Genomic DNA, 22,938 nt, shown 5'->3' on the forward strand with positions numbered 1-22,938 from the left:
CAATCATGACAATAAATAAATTAAAAAGAGCCGCATTATGCTTCTCTTTGCTTGCAGCTTTTAGTTGTACAGATAATTTTGAGGAGATAAATACAAATCCAGAGGGAGCCACCACTGGACAAATAGAACAAGATTATAACAATATTAAAAGTTTGTTCAAACCTTCTTTTAGTAGAATGTATATTTCTGACATAACATGGCAATATCAGTTGCAACAAAGTTTACAAGCTGATGGATGGTCGGGATACATGATTACTCCGGTTCCTTTCGGGCCATTGAATAATTATGATTATGCTTTAAATCCCGGATGGAATGGATTTGCCTGGGATACAGCTTATTTAGATGTTATTTCTAATATGTATAAAGTAAAACAAAGAGCTGAAGGTAAATTTGATCAATTTTATGCCTGGTCACTTATTATAAAAGTGGCGCAAATGCAAAGAATTACAGATATGCACGGACCTGCGGTTTACTCTAAATTTGGTGATTTAGGAGCAGTTCTTTACGATTCTCAAAAAGATATTTACACACAAATGTTTAAAGATTTGGATTTTGCAGTTACTGAATTGACTAAAAGAGTAAATGCAAATGAAGCATCTAGTTTAAAAGGAACAGATTTATCAGTGTATGACGGAAGCTATACACAATGGGTTAAATATGCGAATTCACTTCGTTTAAGAATGGCTATGCGTATAGTTAAAGTTGATCCAGCGTTAGCAAAAACAGAAGCTGAAAAAGCAGTGTCAAATTCCATTGGTGTTTTCAAAATTAATAGTGACGTGATGGATGTAAAACCATCTGTTAATCTTGACGTTATTGATCAAATGAGCCATTCTTGGGTTGGTTTATTCATGGGGGCTGATATGCAGTCAATCTTACAAGGTTACCAAGATCCGCGTTTGGCTAAATATTGGAATACCTCAGATATTATTCCAGGTCAATATGCTTCTGTCAGAACAGGGGTTACTTATCCTTCAGGAACTACTTATTCTAAATTTTCGCAAACAGGACCTAGAACTAAAAATGGTTTAGTTACATGGATGACAACGGCAGAGGTTTATTTCTTAAGAGCAGAAGGTGCGTTAAGAGGCTGGAACATGGGCGGAACCGGTAAAGAATTGTATGAAGCAGGAATCGCGGCATCTTTTGAACAAAATGGTGTTTCTGGAGCTTCAGCTTATGCTGCAGATAATACTAAAAAAGCTTTAGACTATGTTGATCCATTATTCCCAGCAAATAATACTCCGGCAGTTTCGAAAATTACAGTTGCCTGGGGTATTACTAATGAGGAAAATCTTGAAAAAATTATTACTCAAAAATGGATTGCAACTTATCCTGACGGACAAGAAGCCTGGTCTGAATTTAGAAGAACCGGTTATCCGAAATTATTTAGAATTGCAAATAATAAAAGTGGTGGTATAATCAGCACTGAATTAGGTGTTAGAAGATTGCCATTCGCACAATCAGAAGCAGCAAACAACCCTAAAGGTGTTGAATCTGGAGTTGCCGTATTAGGCGGACCAGACAACGGAGCCACAAGACTTTGGTGGGATGTGAACAAAGCCAACTTCTAAAAAAATAAAAAAAAAGAAAGAATATAAGTTTGGTTGGCAAATGGTATAAGTAACGTGAGTTACTTATACCATTTCATAAACCAAAATGTAATTACCACAAAAAGAAAAGAAATGAAAAGTGCTTTAGAAATAAAACCTGATATCAGCTATAAAAGTGCGGGAAAATTTGAAGAAACCAGATTTGAAAAAATCCACAATGAAATCTTCAAAAATTCTGCGGAAGCTTCCCTAATTGTAGCACATGAAATCGCTCAGTTGATCAGATCTAAACAAGAGAAAGGTAAATCTTGCGTATTGGGTTTAGCAACAGGTTCTTCTCCTATAAAAGTATATGAGGAACTGGTTAGAATGCACAGAGAAGAAGGCTTGAGTTTTAGCAATGTTATCACTTTTAACCTGGACGAATATTATCCGATGACAAAAGAGAACAATCAGAGCTACCATTATTTCATGCACCAGCATCTTTTTAATCACATTGATATTAAACCTGAAAATGTTAATATTCCCGATGGTACCGTTTCGATTGAAGAATTGAATCAGTATTGTATCGATTACGAAATGAATATTAAAAGTGCAGGAGGTCTTGATTTTCAATTATTAGGGATTGGACGTACGGGTCACGTAGGTTTCAATGAACCCGGATCACACATTAACTCCGGAACGCGTATCATAACGCTGGATCACATTACAAGAGTAGATGCCTCTTCCGATTTTAATGGTATAGACAATGTTCCTAAAAGAGCGATTACCATGGGAGTTTCAACGATCATGAGATCGAAAAGAATTGTATTAATGGCTTGGGGACAAAACAAAGCCGATATCATCAAAAGAACCGTTCAGGGTGATATCAGTTCTGAAGTTCCTGCCACTTTTTTACAAAACCATCCCAATGCCACTTTCGTTTTGGATCAGTCTGCAGCGGTAGAATTAACCCGTTTTAAAACACCGTGGTTAGTAGGAGAATGTATTTGGACACATGAATTAAAAAGCAAAGCAATTGTTTGGTTATGCCAAAAAACAAAACAATCTATTTTAAAATTAACAGACCGTGATTACAACAATAACGGTATGTCTGATCTTTTGGCACAAGAAGGTTCTGCTTATGATCTGAACATCAATATGTTTAACGTTTTGCAGCACACCATTACTGGATGGCCAGGCGGAAAACCCAATACGGATGATTCGCACCGTCCGGAAAGAGCCAATCCGGCCAAAAAAAGAGTGATTCTTTTTAGTCCACACCCGGATGATGACGTAATTTCTATGGGAGGAACTTTTTCAAAATTGATAAAACAAGGACATGATGTACACGTAGTATATCAAACCTCGGGAAATATAGCCGTTACAGACGATGAAGCATTAAAATTTGCTGAGGTTTGCAGCGATTTTGTTGGCCCTGATGCCACGAAAATAAATTTTAAATCGGTTATTGAATTTTTGAATAACAAATCAGAGAATCAGATTGATTCTTTGGAAGTTCGAAAATTAAAAGGACTGATCAGAAGAAGAGAGTCTTATGCCGCAACAAGGTATATAGGCTTAAAAGATGAGAATACACACTTTTTAGACCTGCCTTTTTACGAAACCGGACAAGTTAAAAAGAACCCGTTAGGTCCTGAAGATATTGCTATCGTAAAGGCTATCATTGCTAAAATAAAACCACATCAGGTATTTGCCGCAGGCGATCTTGCTGATCCGCACGGAACACATGAAGTATGTCTGAACGCTATATTTGCTGCAATGGCAGCATTGAAGCCCGAAAGATACATGGACGATTGCTGGTTATGGCTGTACAGAGGAGCCTGGCACGAATGGGACATTCACGAAATTGATATGGCAGTCCCGTTAAGTCCGTCAGAAGTATTATTAAAACGTCATGCGATTTTATACCACCAGTCCCAAAAAGACAGGGTAATGTTTCAGGGAAATGATTCCAGGGAATTTTGGGTAAGGGCAGAAGACCGAAACAAGAATACAGCCATCTTATACGATGAATTAGGTTTGGCTGAATATGAGGCAATTGAAGCCTTTAAACGTTTTGATTATTAGAAGTTGTTTTTAAAACCGATTCGGGTGAGAGCGAATCAAACTACAAAATTCAGATTGATCTCATAGGAAAGTGAGGTTCGGCAGAGATCCTTCTGAGTTTTGTTTCTTTATCTATTTATTAATGTTGTCTCCGGATAACATCTTTCAAAAACATTAAAATGAAATATTTATTAGTCCTACTATTAGCGGGTTTTACCTCTGGCGCTCAGATTCAGAAAGAGCAGCTCAACCTTATGCCCTGGCCTCAGAGTATTGTGTTAAATGACGGCAGTTTTACTTTAACCAAAAATTTTAAAGTAAATATTACCGGAAATCCAAATCCAAGAATTTTTGGTGGTGTAACACGTTTTTTACGTCGCTTAGATGGTAGAACCGGTATTTTTTTCGAACAGGGTTTTATTGCAAAATTAAATGAAGTTCCAAAAGCTGAATTACAGATCAACTGTACCAAAAGCGGGAAAATTGCCTTATATGAAGATGAAAGTTATCATTTGGATATCAGTCAGAACAAAATTACAATAAATGCAACCAGCGATTTAGGAGCGTTGCATGGCCTTGAAACGTTATTGCAGCTGTTACAGAATAATAGTACCTCATTTTATTTTCCGAATTCCCAAATTTCAGATTTTCCAAGATTTACCTGGAGAGGCCTGATGATCGATGCGGCAAGGCATTTCCAGCCGGTTGATGTGATCAAGAGAAATATTGATGCGTTGGCAGCGATGAAAATGAACGTTTTCCACTGGCATTTAGTAGACGATCAGGGATGGAGAATTGAAATGAAAAAACATACAAAATTAATAGAATTAGCTTCGGATGGATTGTATTACACACAAGAGGAAATTAAAAATATCGTAAAATATGCTGATGAGCGCGGTATTTTAATTGTTCCCGAAATAGATGTTCCCGGCCATGGATCAGCCATTTTAACGGCCTATCCCGAAATTGGCAGTAAAGTGACGACACTTACAGGAGGAACTGCAGAAAAAAATATTCAGGGAACCGCAATTGCGACCTATGGAATTGAAAGAAATGCGGGTATTTTTTCGCCAACATTAGATCCTTCAAATCCTAAAACCTATCAATTACTCAGTGAGTTTTTTGACGAAGTGTGCCCTCTATTTCCCGGGTCTTATTTTCATATCGGGGGAGATGAAAACGAAGGGAAAGATTGGGACGCGAATCCAAAAATTCAGGCATTTAAAAAGAAAAACAACTTAGCGAACAACCACGAATTACAAACGTATTTCACCATGCAGCTGGTGCCCATGCTTAAAAAACATGGCAAACAACTGATGGGATGGGAAGAAATTTTGACAAAAAACATGTCAAAAGAAGCGATCATACATTCGTGGAGAGGGCCAAATGAAGGAGTTATTGCAGGACAGTCATTAGTAGACGCCGTAAAAAAAGGATACAAAACCGTTTTGTCAAACGGATATTATATCGATTTGATGTATCCGGTAGAAAGTCATTATCTGAATGATCCAATGCCAAAAGGAGCCGATTTATCTGCTGAGGAAAAAGCAAGAATTTTAGGAGGAGAAGCCACGATGTGGACAGAGCTTGCAACGCCAGCCACCATAGATTCAAGAGTGTGGCCAAGAACAGCTGCAATTGCCGAAAGACTCTGGTCTGCCGAAACAGTTACTGATGTACCTAACATGCGCAAACGTCTGGATGTAGTTTCTTTCAGACTCGAAGAACTCGGATTGACACACATTCGCAATAAAGCAGTTATTTTAAGAAATATCGCTAACAATCAGAGTATAAAATCGCTGAGCGAATTTTCGAATGTTTGTGAGCCTTTAAAAGGATATAAACGTAATAAAGGCGGAACAGAATATCAAATGTATTCCCCGCTTAACCTTTTTGCAGATGCCTGTACGCCTGATGCGAAAGATGCTTTGGCCTTTGATGATGCAGTTAGTCAATATCTGGCCAATAAATCACCTGAAAAGAAAGCAAAAGTAGCGGCATATTTAAACAAATGGATTGCTGTCAATAAAGGTTTAAATGAACTAAGTTCCAATGCACCGTTAGTTCAGCCCATTTTACCTTTAGCTAAAAAGTTAAATGATGTATCAGAACAATTATTGCTTGTTTTGGATAACAAATCAACTTTAAAAGCAGAAGACCTGCAAAAACTGGTAGAAGAATGTGACTCCAAAGATCATGCTGATGTGGAGCTGGCCGTTTACAAAAGTTTAAAGAAATTAATATAAAAGTTTGGTTTGAATTAGTAGTTAGTAAGTTTAAGTTACCAGATTGTTTAGTTATCTCTATCAGAAGTTTTCTGGTAGAGATAATTATAGTAACGAACGAATAACGGCTCTTTTAAATGCTTAAAATAAATTAAAAATCAGTATTAAAATAACCATCAATATATTTAGTAACCTTTAAAAACCAAATAAGAGAATAAACAAAAACATGACAAGAAAGTAGAATTTTAGAAAGTAGAATTGCCCCCCAAATTTATCTTTTTTTATTTATTACTAATTTTTTAAAAAAGAAGTATATATAAATATCAATCAATACTATTTGCTAATGATTATGGAAATCAGTAATAGTAATATTTATTTATAGAAGTAAATCGAATTAATTTCCAATGATTGCAATGTTTTCCATTTGCAGTTGATTGAATCCCCGTTATTGTTTTTTACATGCTGAATTTCAGTGTGTAAGTGATTGTAATTGGAATATTTTTTTTCTATTAACCAATATTAATTAATTATGAAACATTATTACAGATTGCTTTTATTGTTATTGTTTCCCTTACTCGCGTCAGCCCAACCAGCTCACGGTAAGAAAGTAGTGGGATATTATGCGCAATGGTCTATTTATGCCCGGGATTTTAACGTTCCGAAAATTGATGGAAGTAAGTTGACGCATTTGAATTATTCCTTTTATGGAACAACTTTTGATCCTGCCCATCCGGAGAATACAAAGTTGCTATGTTTAGATTCCTATGCTGATTTTGAGCATATGGAAGGTGGAATTCCGTGGGATGCTCCTGTAAAAGGGAACTTTTATGACTTGAAAAAGTTAAAAGAAAAGTATCCGCATTTAAAAATTTTAATTTCTGTTGGAGGTTGGACTAAAGGTCAGGATCTTTCTCCAATTGCCGCAAGTCCGGTAGCAAGAGCCGCTTTGGCTGCAGATATGGCAAACTTTATTGTCACTTATCCCTTTATTGACGGATTCGACATTGACTGGGAATATCCTCTTTCCGGAGGAACAGACGGTACTGAAGTGATTAACGGAGCACCAATTCCTCCACAAAAGTACAGTCCGGACGACAACAAAAATCTGGTTTATTTATTAAAAGCAATGCGTCAGGCAATGCCCAATAAATTGGTTACGATTGCAGCCGGAAACAATGTTAGAAAAGTAGCACAGCAATATTTAGGACCATCTAACAGAGCCCAATACGGAATGACAGAAGACATTTCGACGTATTGTGATTACATTACTTATTTTGGATATGATTTTGGTGGAAACTGGTATGATAAAACCTGCTACAATGCACCATTGTACGGTAGTGGAAATACAAATGATCCGCTCTACGGAGCAACACAATCCGAATCACTGGATGAACTGACCAGTCAATACTTAAATGTGGTTGGTTTTCCGGCCAATAAACTGATCATGGGATTGCCTTTTTACGGTAAAAAATTTGATAATGTTGCCACTAATTCAACCAACGGATTATTCGTTTCAGCTCCAAGAGTCATAGTATCAGGATGCACCAACCCGCAAAATCCGATCGGAACCTGGGATGGCCCTGCTGCCTGCGAGCGTTCCGGAAGTATCGAAATTTGCGACTTAGTCGGAAATCCGGTGACCAACCCACACCCTTATCTGGATCCAACTACCATGTTGGTTACGCCAACGGCTACGGCTGCAGGATGGGTACGTTATTTTGACAATACCACGAAAGTTCCTTATTTATATAATGATACTCTAAAACAGTTCATCAGTTATGAAGATAAACAATCGATGGACTTAAAAGTGCAGTATATTAAATCAAGAAATCTTGCCGGAGGTATGGTTTGGGAATTATCTCAGGACACCAGAGGCGCTGTTCCAAACTCCTTATTAACTCAGGTAGATACTTCATTTGGAAGCGTTGTTCCGGGAACAGTAAGCATTTCAGGTTCTGTAAAAAACGGAGCAGCTTTAGTTCCGAATGTTACAGTTGAATTGCGCAACGCCAGTAATGTAGTATTGCAAACCGTAGTTTCTACAGGAGGTAATTTTACATTCAGCAACTTAACTTCAGGACAAAATTATATCCTTACAGCCTTAAAAGCAACTTATACTTTTACACCTGTAACTTTGACAAACGTAACAGTTAATCAAACGGCCGTTGTTATCAATGGAAGTCAGCCTTTGTATACCGTTAGCGGAACGGTACTGAACGGAGCAACTCCGGTATCAGGTGTTACAGTAACAGCTGCGTCAGGAGCAACCGTATTAACGGCGGTTTCTAATGCAAGCGGAGTTTATAGCGTTGCAGGCTTAACAGCCGGACTTAACTTTACGGTTACAGCTGCAAAAACAGGATTCTCCTACACGCCAACTTCAACCGTTTATAATGCAATCGATGCCAATAAAACGTTGAATTTTGCTCAGGGTGCACCAGTTGTTTATTACACGGTAAGCGGAACTGTTTTAAACAACACCACTCCGGTTTCGGGCGTAACGGTTACAGCAACTTCCACAGCAGGAACTTTTACAGCCACTACAAACGCTAGCGGAGCGTATTCGATTGCTAATTTACCGTCAGGCGGAAATTATACGGTAACAGCAGCTTTGGCAGGACAAACGTATACACCGGCTTCAACCGTTTATACGAATTTAACAGCCAACAAAACATTAAACTTCTCTCAGGATGTTATTGTAGTTCCTTCAAGTAAAATTAGCGGAACAGTTAAAAACGGATCAACTCCGGTTGCCGGTGCAAAAGTAGAAATCGTTTTACCGTGGACAGATAGTACACACAACTGGAAAAGTGTTATTGCCATAACTGATGCACAAGGAAAATACAGTTTTGATAATTCGGTTGTAGCAGGTTATACCACTGTTACAAGTCTTAAATTAAATAGCTGGGAAAATGGTGAAGTGAGCTATTTTCCTAATAATCTGGCCAACTTTGCGGTTCCTGCAAACCCGACGGTTTATAATTTTAATACAAGCTCTACAGCAAAATCAGCCTTGGCTGCCGTTGTAAATTTAATTACCGGATCGGTTAAAAACGGAACAACTCCGGTTGCTGGTGCAAAAGTAGAAATTGTTTTACCGTGGACAGATAACACGCACAACTGGAAAAGTGTTTTGGCCACAACAGATGCATCGGGAGATTATACTTTTGATAATTCAGTTGTAGCAGGTTATACACAAATTTTAAGTTTGAAATTGAACTCATGGGAAAATGGTGAAGCGACTTATTATCCAAATAACTTAGCCAACTTTGCAGTTCCAACAACTCCAACGGTTTATAATTTTAACAGACAGGCGGTGGTTGCAACTAAGCCAGTAGTTACCATCACAGCGCCAACAGCTTCGGCGATTGCTATCAATTTAGGATCAGCAATTAATTTTGTGGCAAGTGTTGGATTAAGTGCTGCTGATGCCACTACAATCTCATCTGTTGTATTTAGTTTAGATGGGCAAAGCCTGAGTGCTGCCAATTCTTCGGGAACTTATACAGCCGTTTGGACACCAGCAGCAAATCAGTTTTCGCTTGCTCATACGTTAACCGTTACGGCAACTGCATCAAACGGAACAACAGAGTCAAAAACATATAGTTTTACATTAAGTTGTTCAGGTGCAAACTGCCCAAATGCAGCACCGGTAATTACCTGGAATTCACCATCAAATACTACTGTAAACCAAAGTTCTTTCCAGGTGGTGCCAATTTCAGTTACAGCTGTTGATAGTAACGGATCAGTTTCAGGTGTTACTATTACCATAAATGGAGGTACATTTAACATGACAGCAGGTACAAATAATACTTACACGTATAATTTTACACCAGCTGCTTATCAGGATTATCCGGTTGTAATCAAAGCAACCGATAATCAATCTGGCGTAACGACATTAAACAATACAATTAAAATTGCTCCGGTGAGCACTAATAGATTTATCCCGCTTCCATCTAAAATTATTTTAGGATACGCACATTCCTGGGAAAATGCTGGTGCTCCATTTTTATATTTTTCTCAAATGGTGGGAAGTAAGTTTAACGTAGTCGATTATTCTTTCGTAGAAACAGTGAATCGTGATGGTTATACACCAGTGTTAACTACAAATGATACCAGATATTTGACCAATGGAGTTTTCAATAAGCAATTGTTGAAAAATGATATAAAATCCTTAAGAGATAGCGGCGTTCCTGTTATTGTCTCTATTGGAGGTCAAAATGGTCATGTTGTTTTGGACAATGTAGCTCAAAAAAATATTTTTGTTAATGGTCTGAAAGCCATTATTGATGAGTATCAGTTTGATGGAGTTGATATTGATTTTGAAGGCGGATCGATGAATTTTAGCGCAGGAGGTTTAAGAGATATTTCCTATGCCGGTATTTCTGCTTATCCAAGATTAAAAAACGTAGTAGATGCTTTCAAAGAATTAAAAACGTACTATGGCCCTGGATTTTTATTAACTGCAGCTCCTGAAACACAATACGTACAAGGAGGTTATTCTACCTATACGGATACTTTTGGTTCCTTCCTGCCAATCATTCAAAACTTGCGTAATGAATTGGATTTGTTAGCGGTACAATTGTATAATACAGGAGGAGAAAACGGATTAGATGGTCAGTATTATGGTTCAGCTAAGAAAGCAAACATGGTAACAGCCCTGACTGACATGGTGATAAAAGGGTATAACATTGCTACAACAGGAATGCATTTTGATGGTTTACCGGCCTCAAAAGTTCTGATTGCCTTACCAGCTTGTCCAAGTGCAGCAGGCAGTGGTTATTTAACACCGGCAGAAGGAATTAGCGCTATGCATTATTTAAGAACCGGAACCACTTTTTCAGGAAGAACATACACTATGCAGCCAGGCGGACCCTATCCTTCTTTAAGAGGTTTAATGACCTGGTCTGTAAACTGGGATGCCTCTTCTTGTGGTAATTCATCTGAATTGTCTAAAGCGTATGCCGCTTATTTTGCTTCACAGTCAGCAGCAAAAACATTGTCTCTTGACAAAATTGAAGTGAAGAGTAATACGATAGCTTATTTTAAAAATGATGCCTTATCGGTTACAAATGAAACCGAAGATATTGCTCAGGTAGATGTATTTAATTCAATCGGACAATCTATTGTAAGTCATAAAAACATTCAGCATAATAAAGAAGTACTGCTTCAAAACCAAAGTTTCTCTACTAAACAATTATTTATAGTAATAGTGACTGACAAAGCAGGAAATAGAAAATCATTCAAAGTAATGAACTTTTTAAACTAAGTTTTACGAACGAAGAATGGAAAATTTAGAAATAAAAAAATTGGGACGGTTAAAATTGAGTTTGGTTATTTATTTTTTAATCTGGTTTTTGTATTTCGAATAAATGCTGTGAATTCAGGTGATTTGTTATTTGGTTTTCATCTGGAGGAGCGCATTATGAACCCGACAATTTATTGTCGGGTTTTTTTATAGTTTAATTCTAAAAATTATATCCTATCCTTAAGTGTAAGTCGACTGCAATCTCACTGTTTTCACTATTTACTTTTTCCAGAAAATATCTGTAACCAATACCAAAACCAGTTTCATAATGAAAATTATTTCCTAAGTTTCGACGAATACACCATTTTGGAATAATAGATATATTGCTTATTGCATCAACATTGTTGTTTGAAATAACAAATAAATCGGGTTGGTATTTCAAATTTAAGGCAATAAAATTTGCACTATTATTTCTTGTAACGTTATTATTAACAGCTCTTTTTTGAATGTTATAGTAGTATCTGGGTTCGAAAGTAAGAACTGGAGCTAATATTGTACCAATTTTGTCACTCGAGCTCCCTCCAAATATCCCGGCATCAAGGCCCAACTCGCTTTTTACTGATAGATTAGAAAATAATCTGAATTCATTGTTGATCCAGAAACCTAAAAAACCGGTTTGTACTCCAAAAATTGATTTTTCTATGGTTCCTTTTTGTTGCGAGATACCTTTAGTTCCCAGTAACAACATAAAAATAAACGTTATTATTTTTGATAATTTCATACTTCTATTATTAATAAATTTCTATTCCTAATTTAAATCCTGCACTTTCAATATTATGATAATCTACTTTTTGATTGGATTGATTAATAAATGTTTTGTATAAATTTTGATGGGAATAACACAATTCAAAACTGCCGAGAACCTTCTTGAAAATTATGAATCTGTATCCGACACCTATTCGCATTAAGACGCCAAATTTTTCAACTTGTCCTAAATGTCCACCCAGGTCAAAAGAAGTTGATAAGCTTTCTTTTGTATCATTTAAAACCCATTTAATCCCGCCAGTAACGGGGATATAATTAATTTTTGGCTGATTTATAAATTCATAGCCACTTCCTGCTCTAAAAGCAAAGTGTTTGAAATATAATAGTCTAAATGTATACTAGTCCCAAGTATTTTTGATTTAGTACTAGTTTCAGAGATCTCATTATGTTCTGAAGGTATACTAAAATCGTAAGGAAATAGGATTAGGGTTGATGCTTCAACACTAATTCCTCTGTCTTTAAATTCTTTATTCTGACAATGAACTATTATCGGAATTAAAAATATAATCTTAAAAAACCATTTTAAATCCATACCATGTTCCGTTTTTTTTAAATATTTAGTACTTGTTAACTTCCAAAAATAAAACAACAAGCACTTATATTTTATAAGTTTTAATTTACAATTATAATTTAATTTCGTAAATTATTTCTTATTTTTGAAAAAAAAAATGCTTTTAGAAAATTTACGAAAGATTAGAATTATCAAGGGATTTTGTCAGGATTACGTAGCCGATTTATTAAACATATCTCAGGCAGCGTATTCCGACATAGAAAGAGGTAAGACGAAGATTAACTTTGAAAAACTAAAAAAAATAGCCTCCATTTTTGATCTTGAAATTAACAGTATAATTGACTTCCATGAAACTCAGAAGCTGGATAAATTAGTTTCGGATCGTGTTAATACAAATCCGGACGAAATGAAAACGATAATGAATCTTTTTGATAAAGAGAGACAATTATATCAGGAACAAATAGATAATTTAAAAAGTGAAATAACTTATTTGAGAAATAAATTGGACAAAAAATAAATTAGGATTAATTCAGAAAGTTAAGAAGCGAAGATTAGAAAATTTTCCTTTGTTTTTTGTTAAAAAGAAAAGCTGATATTTCAGTACTTTTGAGTCTAAATAATTGCACTAAAAAAGTTTATTCCAAAATCAAATAACTAAATATGAAAACCTTTTCTATTCTTAAATATGTATTCCTTGTCGTTGGTTTGGCTTTGTTAACAGGAGCCTTTTTTCTTTATCAGAATAAAAAAGCTTTTTTAGAAAAAGCAGAGCATGCCCAGGGAACTGTAATTGAATTGATTGAATCAAGATCTGATAATTCGACGACCTACAAACCTGTGGTCTCGTTTAAAACCAAAGAAGGCAGGCAAATTGAATTTACGTCTTCTGTGAGTAGCAATCCGCCAAGTTATAGCGAAGGTGAAACGGTTGAAGTTTTGTATGATCCGGGTGATCCTAAAGATGCCAATATTAATGGCTTTACTTCTTTATGGCTTGGTCCTTTAATTGTAGGTATTTTGGGAACAGTTTTCTCTTTAGTTGGTTTCTTCATTATTTTATTTAAAAATTTAAAACAAAGGAGATCACAATACCTGCTTGATAATGGTAAGCGTATTGCAACAAAATTTGATAGCGTACAATTTAATACCAGCTATAAAGTAAATGGCAGAAGTCCCTTTCAGATTTACACTCAATGGCTGGATACCAATACGAATGAATTATATATCTTTAAAAGTGATAATATCTGGTTTGATCCTACAGATTTTATAAAAACGGAAGAAATAAAAGTGATGATTGATCCCACTAATCCAAAGAAATATTTTATGGATATTTCCTTTTTGCCTAAAGTGAATAATTAACTAAAAATAGCCACTGAAAACTCAGGGGGTATTTTTTATAAATAAGGATTGTCATTTTAGGCAATCAAAAAAAGGAAAAACCCTTGTAAACCCGCTTAATCCGATATATCCGTGTGCCATAAAGCAAAGCGGCAAACTTCGCGAACTTTGTGTATCCCGACAGCTATCTGAATTGTGCTCTTTGCGGTTAATTCAAGCTACATGAAACATTCCAAAATAATTTTCAGTACTTTTGAATCCCAATAATACTACTGAAAATTTCATGCAAAAATCAATCAAAATTATATTTCTCTTTTTAGTTTTCAACTCTGGTTTCGCTCAAACCAATTTCGAAAACCCGGAAGTTGATCCCAATCAGATTCAAAAGAATTTTAGCGACTGGTCAGCTTATCAAACTAAAAATATCATGCTTTCGAGAGATTTTGTGGCGCTTGATGTTCTTTCAAAAGAAATTTCAAAAGAATCGTTTTTAGACCAACTGGCCAATGGAAATTATATTCCAATTCGACTAAAATCAGAAGATTCAGGCTACTATTATAAATTGTTCGAAATTCAGCCTAATTCAGATACAAGCATAAAAGCGACAATCAATCAGATCGGTTTTGATGCCTACAAAAATTACAAAATGGAAGGTACAGCTTTTCCTGAATTTTCTTTTAAAGATTTAAACGGAAATCCGGTTACCAATGAATCGATGAAAGGAAAGATAATTGTGATAAAATGCTGGTACATTCACTGCACACCCTGCATCAGGGAATTTCCACAGGTAAATAAATTAGCGGCATCCTACAAAGACCGAAAAGATATTCTTTTTATAAGTCTTGCCGAAGATGCTCCAGAGCAATTAAAAGTTTTTTTAGCCAAAAGACCTTTAGCATATGCTGTAATTCCAAATATGAAAGTGTATATGAACGAAGCATTGCAACTCAACTCATTCCCAACGCATTTTATTCTGAATAAAGAAGGTTTGATTTCGAAGGTATTGCCTAATTTTGAAAGCCTGGAAGTGGCTTTGGCGAAAGAGAGTAAATTGTAGTTTTTTTTTAAAACATATAAGTCATATAAGGTAATATAAGTTTATGTTACATAATAAGGCCTTGGCTCATTAATCCCGGAAAGGGCAAAGTTTTTTTTCAAGTTAATAAGTTCAATCTTAAATGAACTGATATAACTTATATGGTAAATATTTTACCCAAAGATTTTTTCCTTTTAAATGGTTTTGAAATTAATAGCTTCAGTTTAAGTGAACTTATATAACCAGAAAATTTCCTCCTAAAGTTTGTTTTCTTTGTTTCTCTGCGTCTTTGCATGAAAATCTTTTTCAGGGAAAAAACTTAGCACCTCAGCACCTTTGCAACTTAGAACCTTTTTCCGTACTTTTGCACCAAATTAATTAAAAAGACATTCATGTTAACAGTCAATAATTTATCAGTTCAATTTGGCAAACGAATTTTGTTTGACGAAGTAAATACTACATTCACACACGGAAATATTTACGGCGTTATTGGAGCCAATGGTGCTGGAAAATCTACTTTTCTAAAAATCATTTCAGGCGATATGGACCCAACTTCGGGACATATCCATTTAGAACCGGGAAAACGTATGTCGGTTTTAACCCAAAATCACAATATGTTCGATGAGCATACTGTTCTGGAAACCGTTTTGATGGGGAATAAAGTTCTGTACGCTGTTAAAAAAGAAATGGATGAACTTTATCTGGACTACAACGATAAAAACGCCGACAGAATAGGGGAGCTTCAGGTTCAGTTTGAAGAAATGAACGGATGGAATGCAGATTCTGACGCAGCATCGATGTTGTCTAACTTAGGAATCAACGAAGAACATCATTATACAATAATGGGTGATCTTGAAGGTAAATTTAAAGTTCGTGTGCTTTTGGCGCAGGCCCTTTTTGGAAACCCCGATTTACTTATTATGGATGAGCCTACCAACGATCTGGATTTTGAGACCATCGCCTGGTTGGAAAACTTCTTAGCCAATTATGAAAATACAGTAATTGTAGTATCACACGACCGTCACTTTTTAGACTCGGTTTGTACCCATATATCTGATATTGATTTCGGAAAAATAAACCACTATTCAGGAAACTATACCTTCTGGTACGAGTCCAGCCAATTAGCGGCAAAACAACGTGCACAGCAAAACAAAAAAGCCGAAGAAAAGAAACAGGAATTAGAAGAATTTATTCGTCGTTTTAGTGCGAACGTTGCCAAATCGAAACAGGCAACTTCCCGTAAAAAAATGATCTCTAAATTGAATATTTCAGATATTAAACCTTCCAGCCGTCGTTATCCTGCGATCATTTTTGATCAGGATCGTGAAGCCGGAGATCAGATTCTGAATGTAGAAAACTTAAGCGCTTCTGTAGAAGGAGAAATTTTGTTTAAAGATGTTCATCTGAATATGGCAAAAGGCGACAAAATCGTTCTTTTCTCGAAAGATTCACGTGCTACAACCGCTTTCTACCAGATTTTAAATAATGAGCAAAAAGCAGATTCAGGAACTTATGACTGGGGAATTACAACAAACCAGGCCTATTTACCGGCTGAAAATCATTCGTTTTTTGAAAATGATTTGAGTTTAGTAGACTGGTTGCGTCAATATGCAAAAACTGAAGAAGAGCGTGACGAAGTATTTATCAGAGGATTTTTAGGGAAAATGATTTTCTCCGGAGAAGAAGCCTTAAAAACAAGCCGTGTATTATCAGGAGGAGAAAAAGTACGTTGTATGCTTTCCAGAATGATGATGGAGCGCGCCAATATCCTGATGTTGGATGAACCTACTAATCACCTGGATCTGGAGTCGATCACCGCTTTTAATAACTCTTTGAAAAACTTTAAAGGTTCTGTAATTTTCACCACTCATGACCACGAATTTGCACAAACGGTTGGTAACAGAGTAGTGGAGCTAACACCAAACGGAGTTATTGATCGTTATATGACTTTTGATGAATATCTGGATGATGAAAAAATTCAGGAACAGAGAAAGAAGATGTACAATCTGTAATTCATTTGTCGTAAATAAACGATACTGATTACGAGATAAAAATATTTATTAAACACTTGCAAAAAACGTTTTGCAAGTGTTTTTTTCTTTTTACAGGTTTTCCTATTTAAACAATTTCGTTTTATTATCGTAACTCTCAGAACTTATTCAGCGCTTATTTTTTAGTATAGATAATCCCTGCTTTAATAGTGATAAAACCATCTTTTAAGTTTTCGATATTTTCTACAGGATCTGAATTGGTGATATAAATATCTGCGCGTTTACCCACAGCCAGAACACCTCTGTCTTCCAGTCCAATACTTTCGGCTCCAATTTTAGTAGCACTTATCAATGCATCCTTATTGGTAAAATTGCAGTCATCAATGAATATTTTTATTTCCTTGAATAATGGAGTACTGTTGACCTCTTCAAATAAGTAAGGCCAATCTGTTCCAACAGATACTTTTACTCCAAGCTCATGAGCTCTTTTGGTTATCTTCATACCATCAAAAAACTGGTTGTTTTTACCCATATAATTGGTTGCATCCAGTATAATATTGTTGGCTTTCATCAGAAGTAAGAGTTTATCCATTTTTTTGGCATCGATGGCAGGTCGTTTTTTATGATGATCCATCTTTGCTGCCGAAAAATCATATGGAATGTCAAACGCATGCGACATAGAATTTACTTTTGCATTGGCAACATCTGTAGGAGTAGCAGGAAATACAGCGGCATGGCCCCAGCTTTGTAATCTTTGCCTTTTGGCTTCTTTTACAATTTTTTTAATCAGACGGGCACTTAAATCGGCATATATTTTTATTCCCGTCACACCTGCGCCTTTAGCTTCCGTGACAGCCATTTTTACATCTGTTGTATCTGTAATAGTGCGTTCCCAGGGAGAATCTTTATTTTCTTTAGAATGTTTTCTGATTGAATTAAAATAGGCTGGTCCTGCAAATTGCGCGGCATAAAAGATAGAGGGAGCAGGTATTTGGTTCAGATTACCGGCACGTTTATAATCGGCGAGAATAATAGCGTTACCGGTCATATCCCTGACTGTTGTGATACCGGCATCAATCATTTTGGAAAGTTGGTAGTTCATATACTTAGCATTCTTTTCCCGGTCGGGATCAGGTACTGTTGCCAAATGTACATGCGTGTCTGTTAATCCGGGCAGTACGTACTTTCCGGTAATGTCAATGATAGTTGCTCCGACATATTCACTTAGATTGTCATCATACAAAATTGCTGTAATTATAGCGTCAGTGATTACTATGCTGCCTTTGTGTGATTCAAATTTATCGTCAAAAATAAAACCGTTTTTTAGTACAGTTACTTTAGGGAGTTCCTTGTGTTGGGAGTGAACTATTAGCATGTTAAATACGGACAGCAAAATAAACAGAACTATTTCTTTTTTCATTAAAAAGGTTTTATAGTGTTAGAAATTATTCGTTGAGCAAATTTACGGCATTCCGGAAACCAGCGTTATGATATATAAACTCTGGCTCCGGAAATGACTATAACTCAAATTGACTGTTTAGCTTAATATCCGGGATTTGGCTTTATGCCCGAACGGTCTATTTCTGTTTGCGGAATGGGCAACGCAAACCGATTTGCATGAGCGGGTAAACCGGTACCATCTTCTCTTGTAAAGCCTAGTCCGAGTCTTTTAAGGTCTGTAAATCTAAAACCTTCAAACGCTAGTTCCCTTCTTCGTTCTTTTAAAATTTCGCTGTTAAGATCGTTTCCGGAATAATTGTCCAAACCACGGGCATTTCTTAGTTTATTGAGATTGGTTAATGCTGCGGTGTTACTGTTTTCCTTTAGATATGATTCTGCCAGTATCAGATATAATTCAGGTACTCTGATTAGTTTCAAATCTATGTTTCCCGGATCAAATGCGGCGGCGTTGGTGGTTCTTGTTCCGGCTTGTTTTTTAGGATAATAACTGCCTTTCACGGTGGGATGATTTTTAAAATATACCGTAAATCGAATGTCTTTCGTTTTATCGTACAGATTTATTAAATCATTGGATACCGAATACGGATAACTCGAATAAACAGGTATGGCCAGAATTGCGGCAGTCTGTCCGGTCTCGGATTTTTCAAAACGGATTCTGAAAATAATTTCGCTGGAATCATCCTTATCCCATTCTTTTTCTAAAGCACTTAAAGTGTTTTCTAGTTTATATCTGCTGTCTGCTAATGCCAGGCTGGCACTAAGAACAGCATTTTTATAATCAGCAGTTTCATGATACACTCTGGCCATTAATGCGTAAATAGCTGTTTTGGATATTCGGTATGAATTAACAGTATTGTTTGCTAATGCCGCAGCTTCATTTAAATCTGCTAAGACATATCCTATAACTTCCTGAGTGCTGTTTCTGGACTTGATTGTCAGCAAAGCATCAGTTTCAAATCTGTAAGGAACAGCCAGTGCGGTTGTACTGGTATTATAAGCCGGAGCGTAAAACCGATATAAATTATAGTACAATAAAGCGCGTAAACCCAACGCTTCCCCTAAAAAAGCATCTTTGTTTTTTAACGAACTTGATCTTGCCTGCTTAATAATCGTATTGACATTATTAATAGCCTGATAAGAAATCCTCCAGAATCCTTCTATTCCTCCCGTTGAGCCGCTGTAAGCGAGCGGATATAAAGTTTCAACACTATTGTCAAAAGAATAATCATTTGGGCTTGCAGAGGCCAGAAGATCATCACTAATGGCCTCAGGAATCGTATAAATACCAAACGAATACCCATTGAAGTCGTGTTTCATAATACCATAAACGCCATCCAAAGCACTTCTGAAACCGCCTTCTGTCTGAAGCAGCGTGCCGGGAGCTAATTCGTCCAGAGGTTGTTTGTTTATAATGTCATCAGAACAGCTGCTCAAAAAAATAAATACTGCTGCAGTAAAAAGTAATTTTATATTTGTTTTCATAATCTTTTGTATTAAAAATTAGCATTAAGACCAAACGAATAACCCCTTACGATGGAGGAGGAAAGTCCAATTCCCCCACTAGCACTAGCATATTCCGGATCTATGTAAGAAACAGCGGTTTTTGTGAGTAGGTTTTGTCCCTGAAGGTAAATTCGTAAACGCTGAATCCCTATTTTATCAGAGACAGTTTTGTTGAGGGTATATCCCAGGGTAATATTCTTCAATTTAATGTAACTGGCATCCTGAAGAAATTGAGTGGAGGCTTTGTAATCGGAAATCAAAGGCGATGTTGGTCGGGTCAGATATACCTGTCTTATGGCTAAATCTTTCTGATCGCCCGAATTTTTCCATGCATTCAATACATTTACATGTTGGTTAAAAGCAGGATTATTGTATAAATTATAAATTCCGTCATTTAAGACATAATGTCCACCGGCATAAGAAATCAGGAATGACATGTCAAGGTTTCTAAATCGAAACGTATTGGTCAGACCACCATGATATTTAGGGATAGAGGTTTTATTGACAACTTGTCTCAGACCATTAATTTCGTTGGTATTAGAGGTCGTTCTGTTGGTGTTATAATCTATTAATTTTCCGTCTTGTGTCCTGTATTGATTAAAGCCGGTTTTCGGATTTACTCCTGCCCAGTCCGCGATATAAAAAGATCGTATGGCGCTCCCTTCTTTAAATACCGTAAATCCTGAATTTACCAGCATATCGTTTTCATTCGATAAGGATAAGATAGTTCCCTTATTAAAGGCAATATTAAAATCGGTAGTCCATGAAAAATCTTTGTTTTTAAAATTTACAAAGTGAAGGCCTATCTCAATACCCTCATTTCTAAAATCTCCAATATTGGAAATCAATTCGCTAAAACCGGAAGTTAGTGGAAGTGGTTTACTGTTTAATAAATCTTTGGTGTCTCTGATATAATAATCAATTGTTCCTGAAATACGATTTTTGAAAAAACCATAATCCAGACCGAAGTTCTTGTTGTTATTCTTTTCCCAGGTTAAATCTGCGTTTTCTCCTCTTGTTAAGTACGGTACAGGGCTGCCTCCATAATTAATCAGGCTTCTGTAACCGTATAAGGACTGAGAAGCAAAATCACCAATGAAGTCATTGCCGGAAGTTCCAATACTGGCTCGTAATTTTAAAGAGCTTATAGTGATACTGTCTTTAAAGAAATCATCATAGATATTCCAGGAAGTACCAACAGACCAGAAGTTAGCATATTTATGATTATCCCCAAAACGGGATGAGCCGTCTCTCCTGTAAGATAAGGATACATTGTAAGTATTGTCGAACGAATAATTTAATCTTGAAAAATAAGATAAGGAACCGGCATGAGATTTTCTTTCACTAATCGTAGATAAAGTTTTTGCAGCACTTATGGTTTGTATCGCATCAGAATTGAAATCTCTGGCAAATACTGACAGGCTGTTCGTTTCGTATTCATTAAATTCGTTGCCCAGTATAAAATCAAAATTGTGTTTTTTTAATTTTTTGACTATCGTTGCTGTCAGCGTTCCGGTATAGTTATTATTATCACCGTTAGAATAACTTAATGCACCTCCGTTGACTATGACTTTTTCGAAACTGCTGCTTTTTGAAGTGTTGTAATTCGCTCCTAAAACGCCATTGAAGCTTAACCATTTAAAAGGTGCATACCTTAGATTAACACTTCCTCCAATATTTTTTCGGTTGGCGCTTATATCGGTATTATCGCGAACATACAATGGGTTGTAAGGAATTCCGGAAGAGTAACCAACATCCAGAAGTCTTAAGGGATCCTCATTATCATCAAAAACAGTCAGCCACGGATTTAATAAAAAAGCATTAGAAAACGGTGATCCAATCGTTCGTTTGTCTTCTTCGTTTACATTTCCGAAATTTCCTGAAAACCCTGCTTTTAATTGAGTACCCAAATCAAAATCAACCCGCATTGTTGCCGTATATCTTTTATAGTGGCCGCCAAAGATATTATCCACATTATTATACGTAACAGAGGTATAATAGTTGGCTTTGTCTGAACCTCCGGAAAAAGAAATGTCGTTTTCTCTGTTGATTTCATTCGTTAAAAGAAGATCTGCCCAATTTACATTCGTATTGGAGTCTCTTCTTTTTTGAAGTAAAGCCGGATTAGTTTTATAAAATCCCAATGATTCTTCAAAATCTAATTTTTGAGAACCATTCATTAAATCATTGGTAAAGGATTGATCTGCTTTTTTAAACCCCAGTCTGGTATTAAAACTAACTTGCAGCTTTGAATTTCTGGAACCTCTTTTCGTGGTAACTATGATAACGCCGTTAGTTCCTTTAGATCCGTAGATAGAAGTGGAAGCAGCGTCTTTAAGAATACTGATTTCCTTTATGTCTGCCCCGTTTAACGAAAAGGCTGCCAGTCCTGACCTGGGCATTTGTACACCATCCACCACTATCAGCGGTTCCGTACTCGCGCTTATAGAACCAACACCTCTTAATAAGATGGAGGGCGGTGCATCGGGAGACGCAAAGTTTTCCTGGACAAATAAACCGGGGACTACACCGATTAATGCATCTGCAAAAGATACATTTTGTGTGTTTTGTAATACTTTGGTATCGACTTTTGTTACTGCGCCTGTTATCTTGTCCCGGGATGTTTTTCCATACCCCACCAAGACGAGTTCATCCAGTTCGTTGGTACTGGGTTCAAGGGTAACATTGAGTAAAACCTGATTGGTAATTTTAATTTTTTTGGTCTTAAAGCTTAAAAAACTAAAATGAATCACATCACCATTATGTACCAATATTTCGAATTTACCATCAACATCAGTAGTTGTGCCTTGTTTTTCTTCGTTTACTATAATAGTTACTCCGATTAAAGGAAGGCCGGTGTGGTCTTTAACGACACCATGAATTTTCTGCTGACCTGAGATTTCACGTGTGATAGTAACAATCGATTTGTTGGCTGTTTTTAACTTCGTTACATAATTTCCGGATTGTGCATCCAGTACTGAAGCAATAAGAAAAAGAGCTGCTAGTTTTTTCTTTAAGGATAGTTTTAAAGAAAATAAAAGTACCGTTCGTACTTTTTTTGATGTCATTTTTTTCATACCTTTTACAATTATTTTAGTTTCGTTAGTAAATTTGTGGTTTGAATTTAGGAACGATAAATAGAAAAACCATAACCGATTGATAACTGGTGGTTTCTAATTGATAAGTGTAGAAAAAAAC

General features: G+C 36.2%; 13 protein-coding genes. 8 read left to right on the top strand and 5 right to left on the bottom strand.

Annotated elements, in window-relative coordinates; all coding sequences use genetic code 11:
* The first annotated feature begins 5 nt into the window (after positions 1-5).
* From HAV12_RS08120 to chiA, 4 genes are all read left to right on the top strand, one after another.
* Positions 6-1,574 carry a RagB/SusD family nutrient uptake outer membrane protein gene (locus tag HAV12_RS08120; protein ID WP_171569201.1) on the top strand — a complete coding sequence of 523 codons (1,569 nt, stop codon included), beginning with the start codon at positions 6-8 and terminating at the stop codon, positions 1,572-1,574.
* Positions 1,575-1,685: 111 nt separating this feature from the next.
* Positions 1,686-3,623, top strand: a complete 1,938-nt coding sequence (gene nagB, locus HAV12_RS08125) for a glucosamine-6-phosphate deaminase (RefSeq protein ID WP_171569202.1) — start codon at positions 1,686-1,688, stop codon at positions 3,621-3,623.
* A gap of 158 nt (positions 3,624-3,781) precedes the next feature.
* Positions 3,782-5,848, top strand: coding sequence for a beta-N-acetylhexosaminidase (locus HAV12_RS08130; protein WP_171569203.1), 2,067 nt, complete (start codon positions 3,782-3,784; stop codon positions 5,846-5,848).
* 508 nt (positions 5,849-6,356) lie between these two features.
* Positions 6,357-11,096 (top strand): T9SS-translocated chitinase ChiA, encoded by a 4,740-nt coding sequence (gene chiA, locus HAV12_RS08135; protein ID WP_171569204.1) that lies wholly within the window; start codon positions 6,357-6,359, stop codon positions 11,094-11,096.
* Between the two features lie 199 nt (positions 11,097-11,295).
* Here chiA and HAV12_RS08140 read toward each other — a convergent pair whose 3' ends face one another.
* Positions 11,296-11,856 carry a hypothetical protein gene (locus HAV12_RS08140; RefSeq protein WP_171569205.1) on the bottom strand — a complete coding sequence of 187 codons (561 nt, stop codon included), beginning with the start codon at positions 11,854-11,856 and terminating at the stop codon, positions 11,296-11,298.
* 315 nt (positions 11,857-12,171) lie between these two features.
* Positions 12,172-12,432, bottom strand: coding sequence for a hypothetical protein (locus tag HAV12_RS08145; RefSeq protein ID WP_171569206.1), 261 nt, complete (start codon positions 12,430-12,432; stop codon positions 12,172-12,174).
* Positions 12,433-12,568: 136 nt separating this feature from the next.
* Here HAV12_RS08145 and HAV12_RS08150 point away from each other — a divergent pair, with 136 nt between their 5' ends.
* The 4 genes from HAV12_RS08150 to HAV12_RS08165 all read left to right on the top strand — a co-directional run bounded on the left by HAV12_RS08150 (position 12,569) and on the right by HAV12_RS08165 (position 16,797).
* Positions 12,569-12,928: a helix-turn-helix domain-containing protein gene (locus tag HAV12_RS08150; protein WP_205423358.1), complete on the top strand. Its 360-nt coding sequence runs from the start codon at positions 12,569-12,571 to the stop codon at positions 12,926-12,928.
* Between the two features lie 143 nt (positions 12,929-13,071).
* On the top strand, positions 13,072-13,770 hold the full coding sequence (locus tag HAV12_RS08155) for a DUF3592 domain-containing protein (RefSeq protein ID WP_171569208.1): 699 nt from the start codon (positions 13,072-13,074) through the stop codon (positions 13,768-13,770).
* A 262-nt stretch (positions 13,771-14,032) separates the two neighbouring features.
* Complete coding sequence (locus tag HAV12_RS08160) at positions 14,033-14,806, top strand: TlpA disulfide reductase family protein (protein ID WP_171569209.1); 774 nt, start codon at positions 14,033-14,035, stop codon at positions 14,804-14,806.
* 371 nt (positions 14,807-15,177) lie between these two features.
* Positions 15,178-16,797, top strand: coding sequence for an ABC-F family ATP-binding cassette domain-containing protein (locus tag HAV12_RS08165; protein ID WP_171569210.1), 1,620 nt, complete (start codon positions 15,178-15,180; stop codon positions 16,795-16,797).
* A gap of 154 nt (positions 16,798-16,951) precedes the next feature.
* Here the strand turns inward: HAV12_RS08165 and HAV12_RS08170 are convergent, their stop codons facing one another.
* The 3 genes from HAV12_RS08170 to HAV12_RS08180 all read right to left on the bottom strand — a co-directional run bounded on the left by HAV12_RS08170 (position 16,952) and on the right by HAV12_RS08180 (position 22,817).
* Complete coding sequence (locus HAV12_RS08170; protein ID WP_171569211.1) at positions 16,952-18,196, bottom strand: amidohydrolase family protein; 1,245 nt, start codon at positions 18,194-18,196, stop codon at positions 16,952-16,954.
* A 122-nt stretch (positions 18,197-18,318) separates the two neighbouring features.
* Entirely contained in the window at positions 18,319-19,719 is a 1,401-nt protein-coding gene (locus HAV12_RS08175) for a RagB/SusD family nutrient uptake outer membrane protein (RefSeq protein ID WP_171569212.1), read from the bottom strand.
* 11 nt (positions 19,720-19,730) lie between these two features.
* Entirely contained in the window at positions 19,731-22,817 is a 3,087-nt protein-coding gene (locus tag HAV12_RS08180) for a SusC/RagA family TonB-linked outer membrane protein (protein WP_240345249.1), read from the bottom strand.
* Positions 22,818-22,938 lie beyond the last annotated feature (121 nt).

Source organism: Flavobacterium sp. CLA17, from assembly GCF_013112255.2.
Taxonomy (GTDB): Bacteria; Bacteroidota; Bacteroidia; order Flavobacteriales; family Flavobacteriaceae; genus Flavobacterium; species Flavobacterium circumlabens.

Coding starts and splice junctions, on each gene's coding strand:
- HAV12_RS08120 (WP_171569201.1), top strand. CDS start 6: ATGACAATAAATAAATTAAAAAGAGCCGCATTATGCTTCTCTTTGCTT.
- nagB (WP_171569202.1), top strand. CDS start 1,686: ATGAAAAGTGCTTTAGAAATAAAACCTGATATCAGCTATAAAAGTGCG.
- HAV12_RS08130 (WP_171569203.1), top strand. CDS start 3,782: ATGAAATATTTATTAGTCCTACTATTAGCGGGTTTTACCTCTGGCGCT.
- chiA (WP_171569204.1), top strand. CDS start 6,357: ATGAAACATTATTACAGATTGCTTTTATTGTTATTGTTTCCCTTACTC.
- HAV12_RS08140 (WP_171569205.1), bottom strand. CDS start 11,856: ATGAAATTATCAAAAATAATAACGTTTATTTTTATGTTGTTACTGGGA.
- HAV12_RS08145 (WP_171569206.1), bottom strand. CDS start 12,432: ATGGATTTAAAATGGTTTTTTAAGATTATATTTTTAATTCCGATAATA.
- HAV12_RS08150 (WP_205423358.1), top strand. CDS start 12,569: ATGCTTTTAGAAAATTTACGAAAGATTAGAATTATCAAGGGATTTTGT.
- HAV12_RS08155 (WP_171569208.1), top strand. CDS start 13,072: ATGAAAACCTTTTCTATTCTTAAATATGTATTCCTTGTCGTTGGTTTG.
- HAV12_RS08160 (WP_171569209.1), top strand. CDS start 14,033: ATGCAAAAATCAATCAAAATTATATTTCTCTTTTTAGTTTTCAACTCT.
- HAV12_RS08165 (WP_171569210.1), top strand. CDS start 15,178: ATGTTAACAGTCAATAATTTATCAGTTCAATTTGGCAAACGAATTTTG.
- HAV12_RS08170 (WP_171569211.1), bottom strand. CDS start 18,196: ATGAAAAAAGAAATAGTTCTGTTTATTTTGCTGTCCGTATTTAACATG.
- HAV12_RS08175 (WP_171569212.1), bottom strand. CDS start 19,719: ATGAAAACAAATATAAAATTACTTTTTACTGCAGCAGTATTTATTTTT.
- HAV12_RS08180 (WP_240345249.1), bottom strand. CDS start 22,817: ATGAAAAAAATGACATCAAAAAAAGTACGAACGGTACTTTTATTTTCT.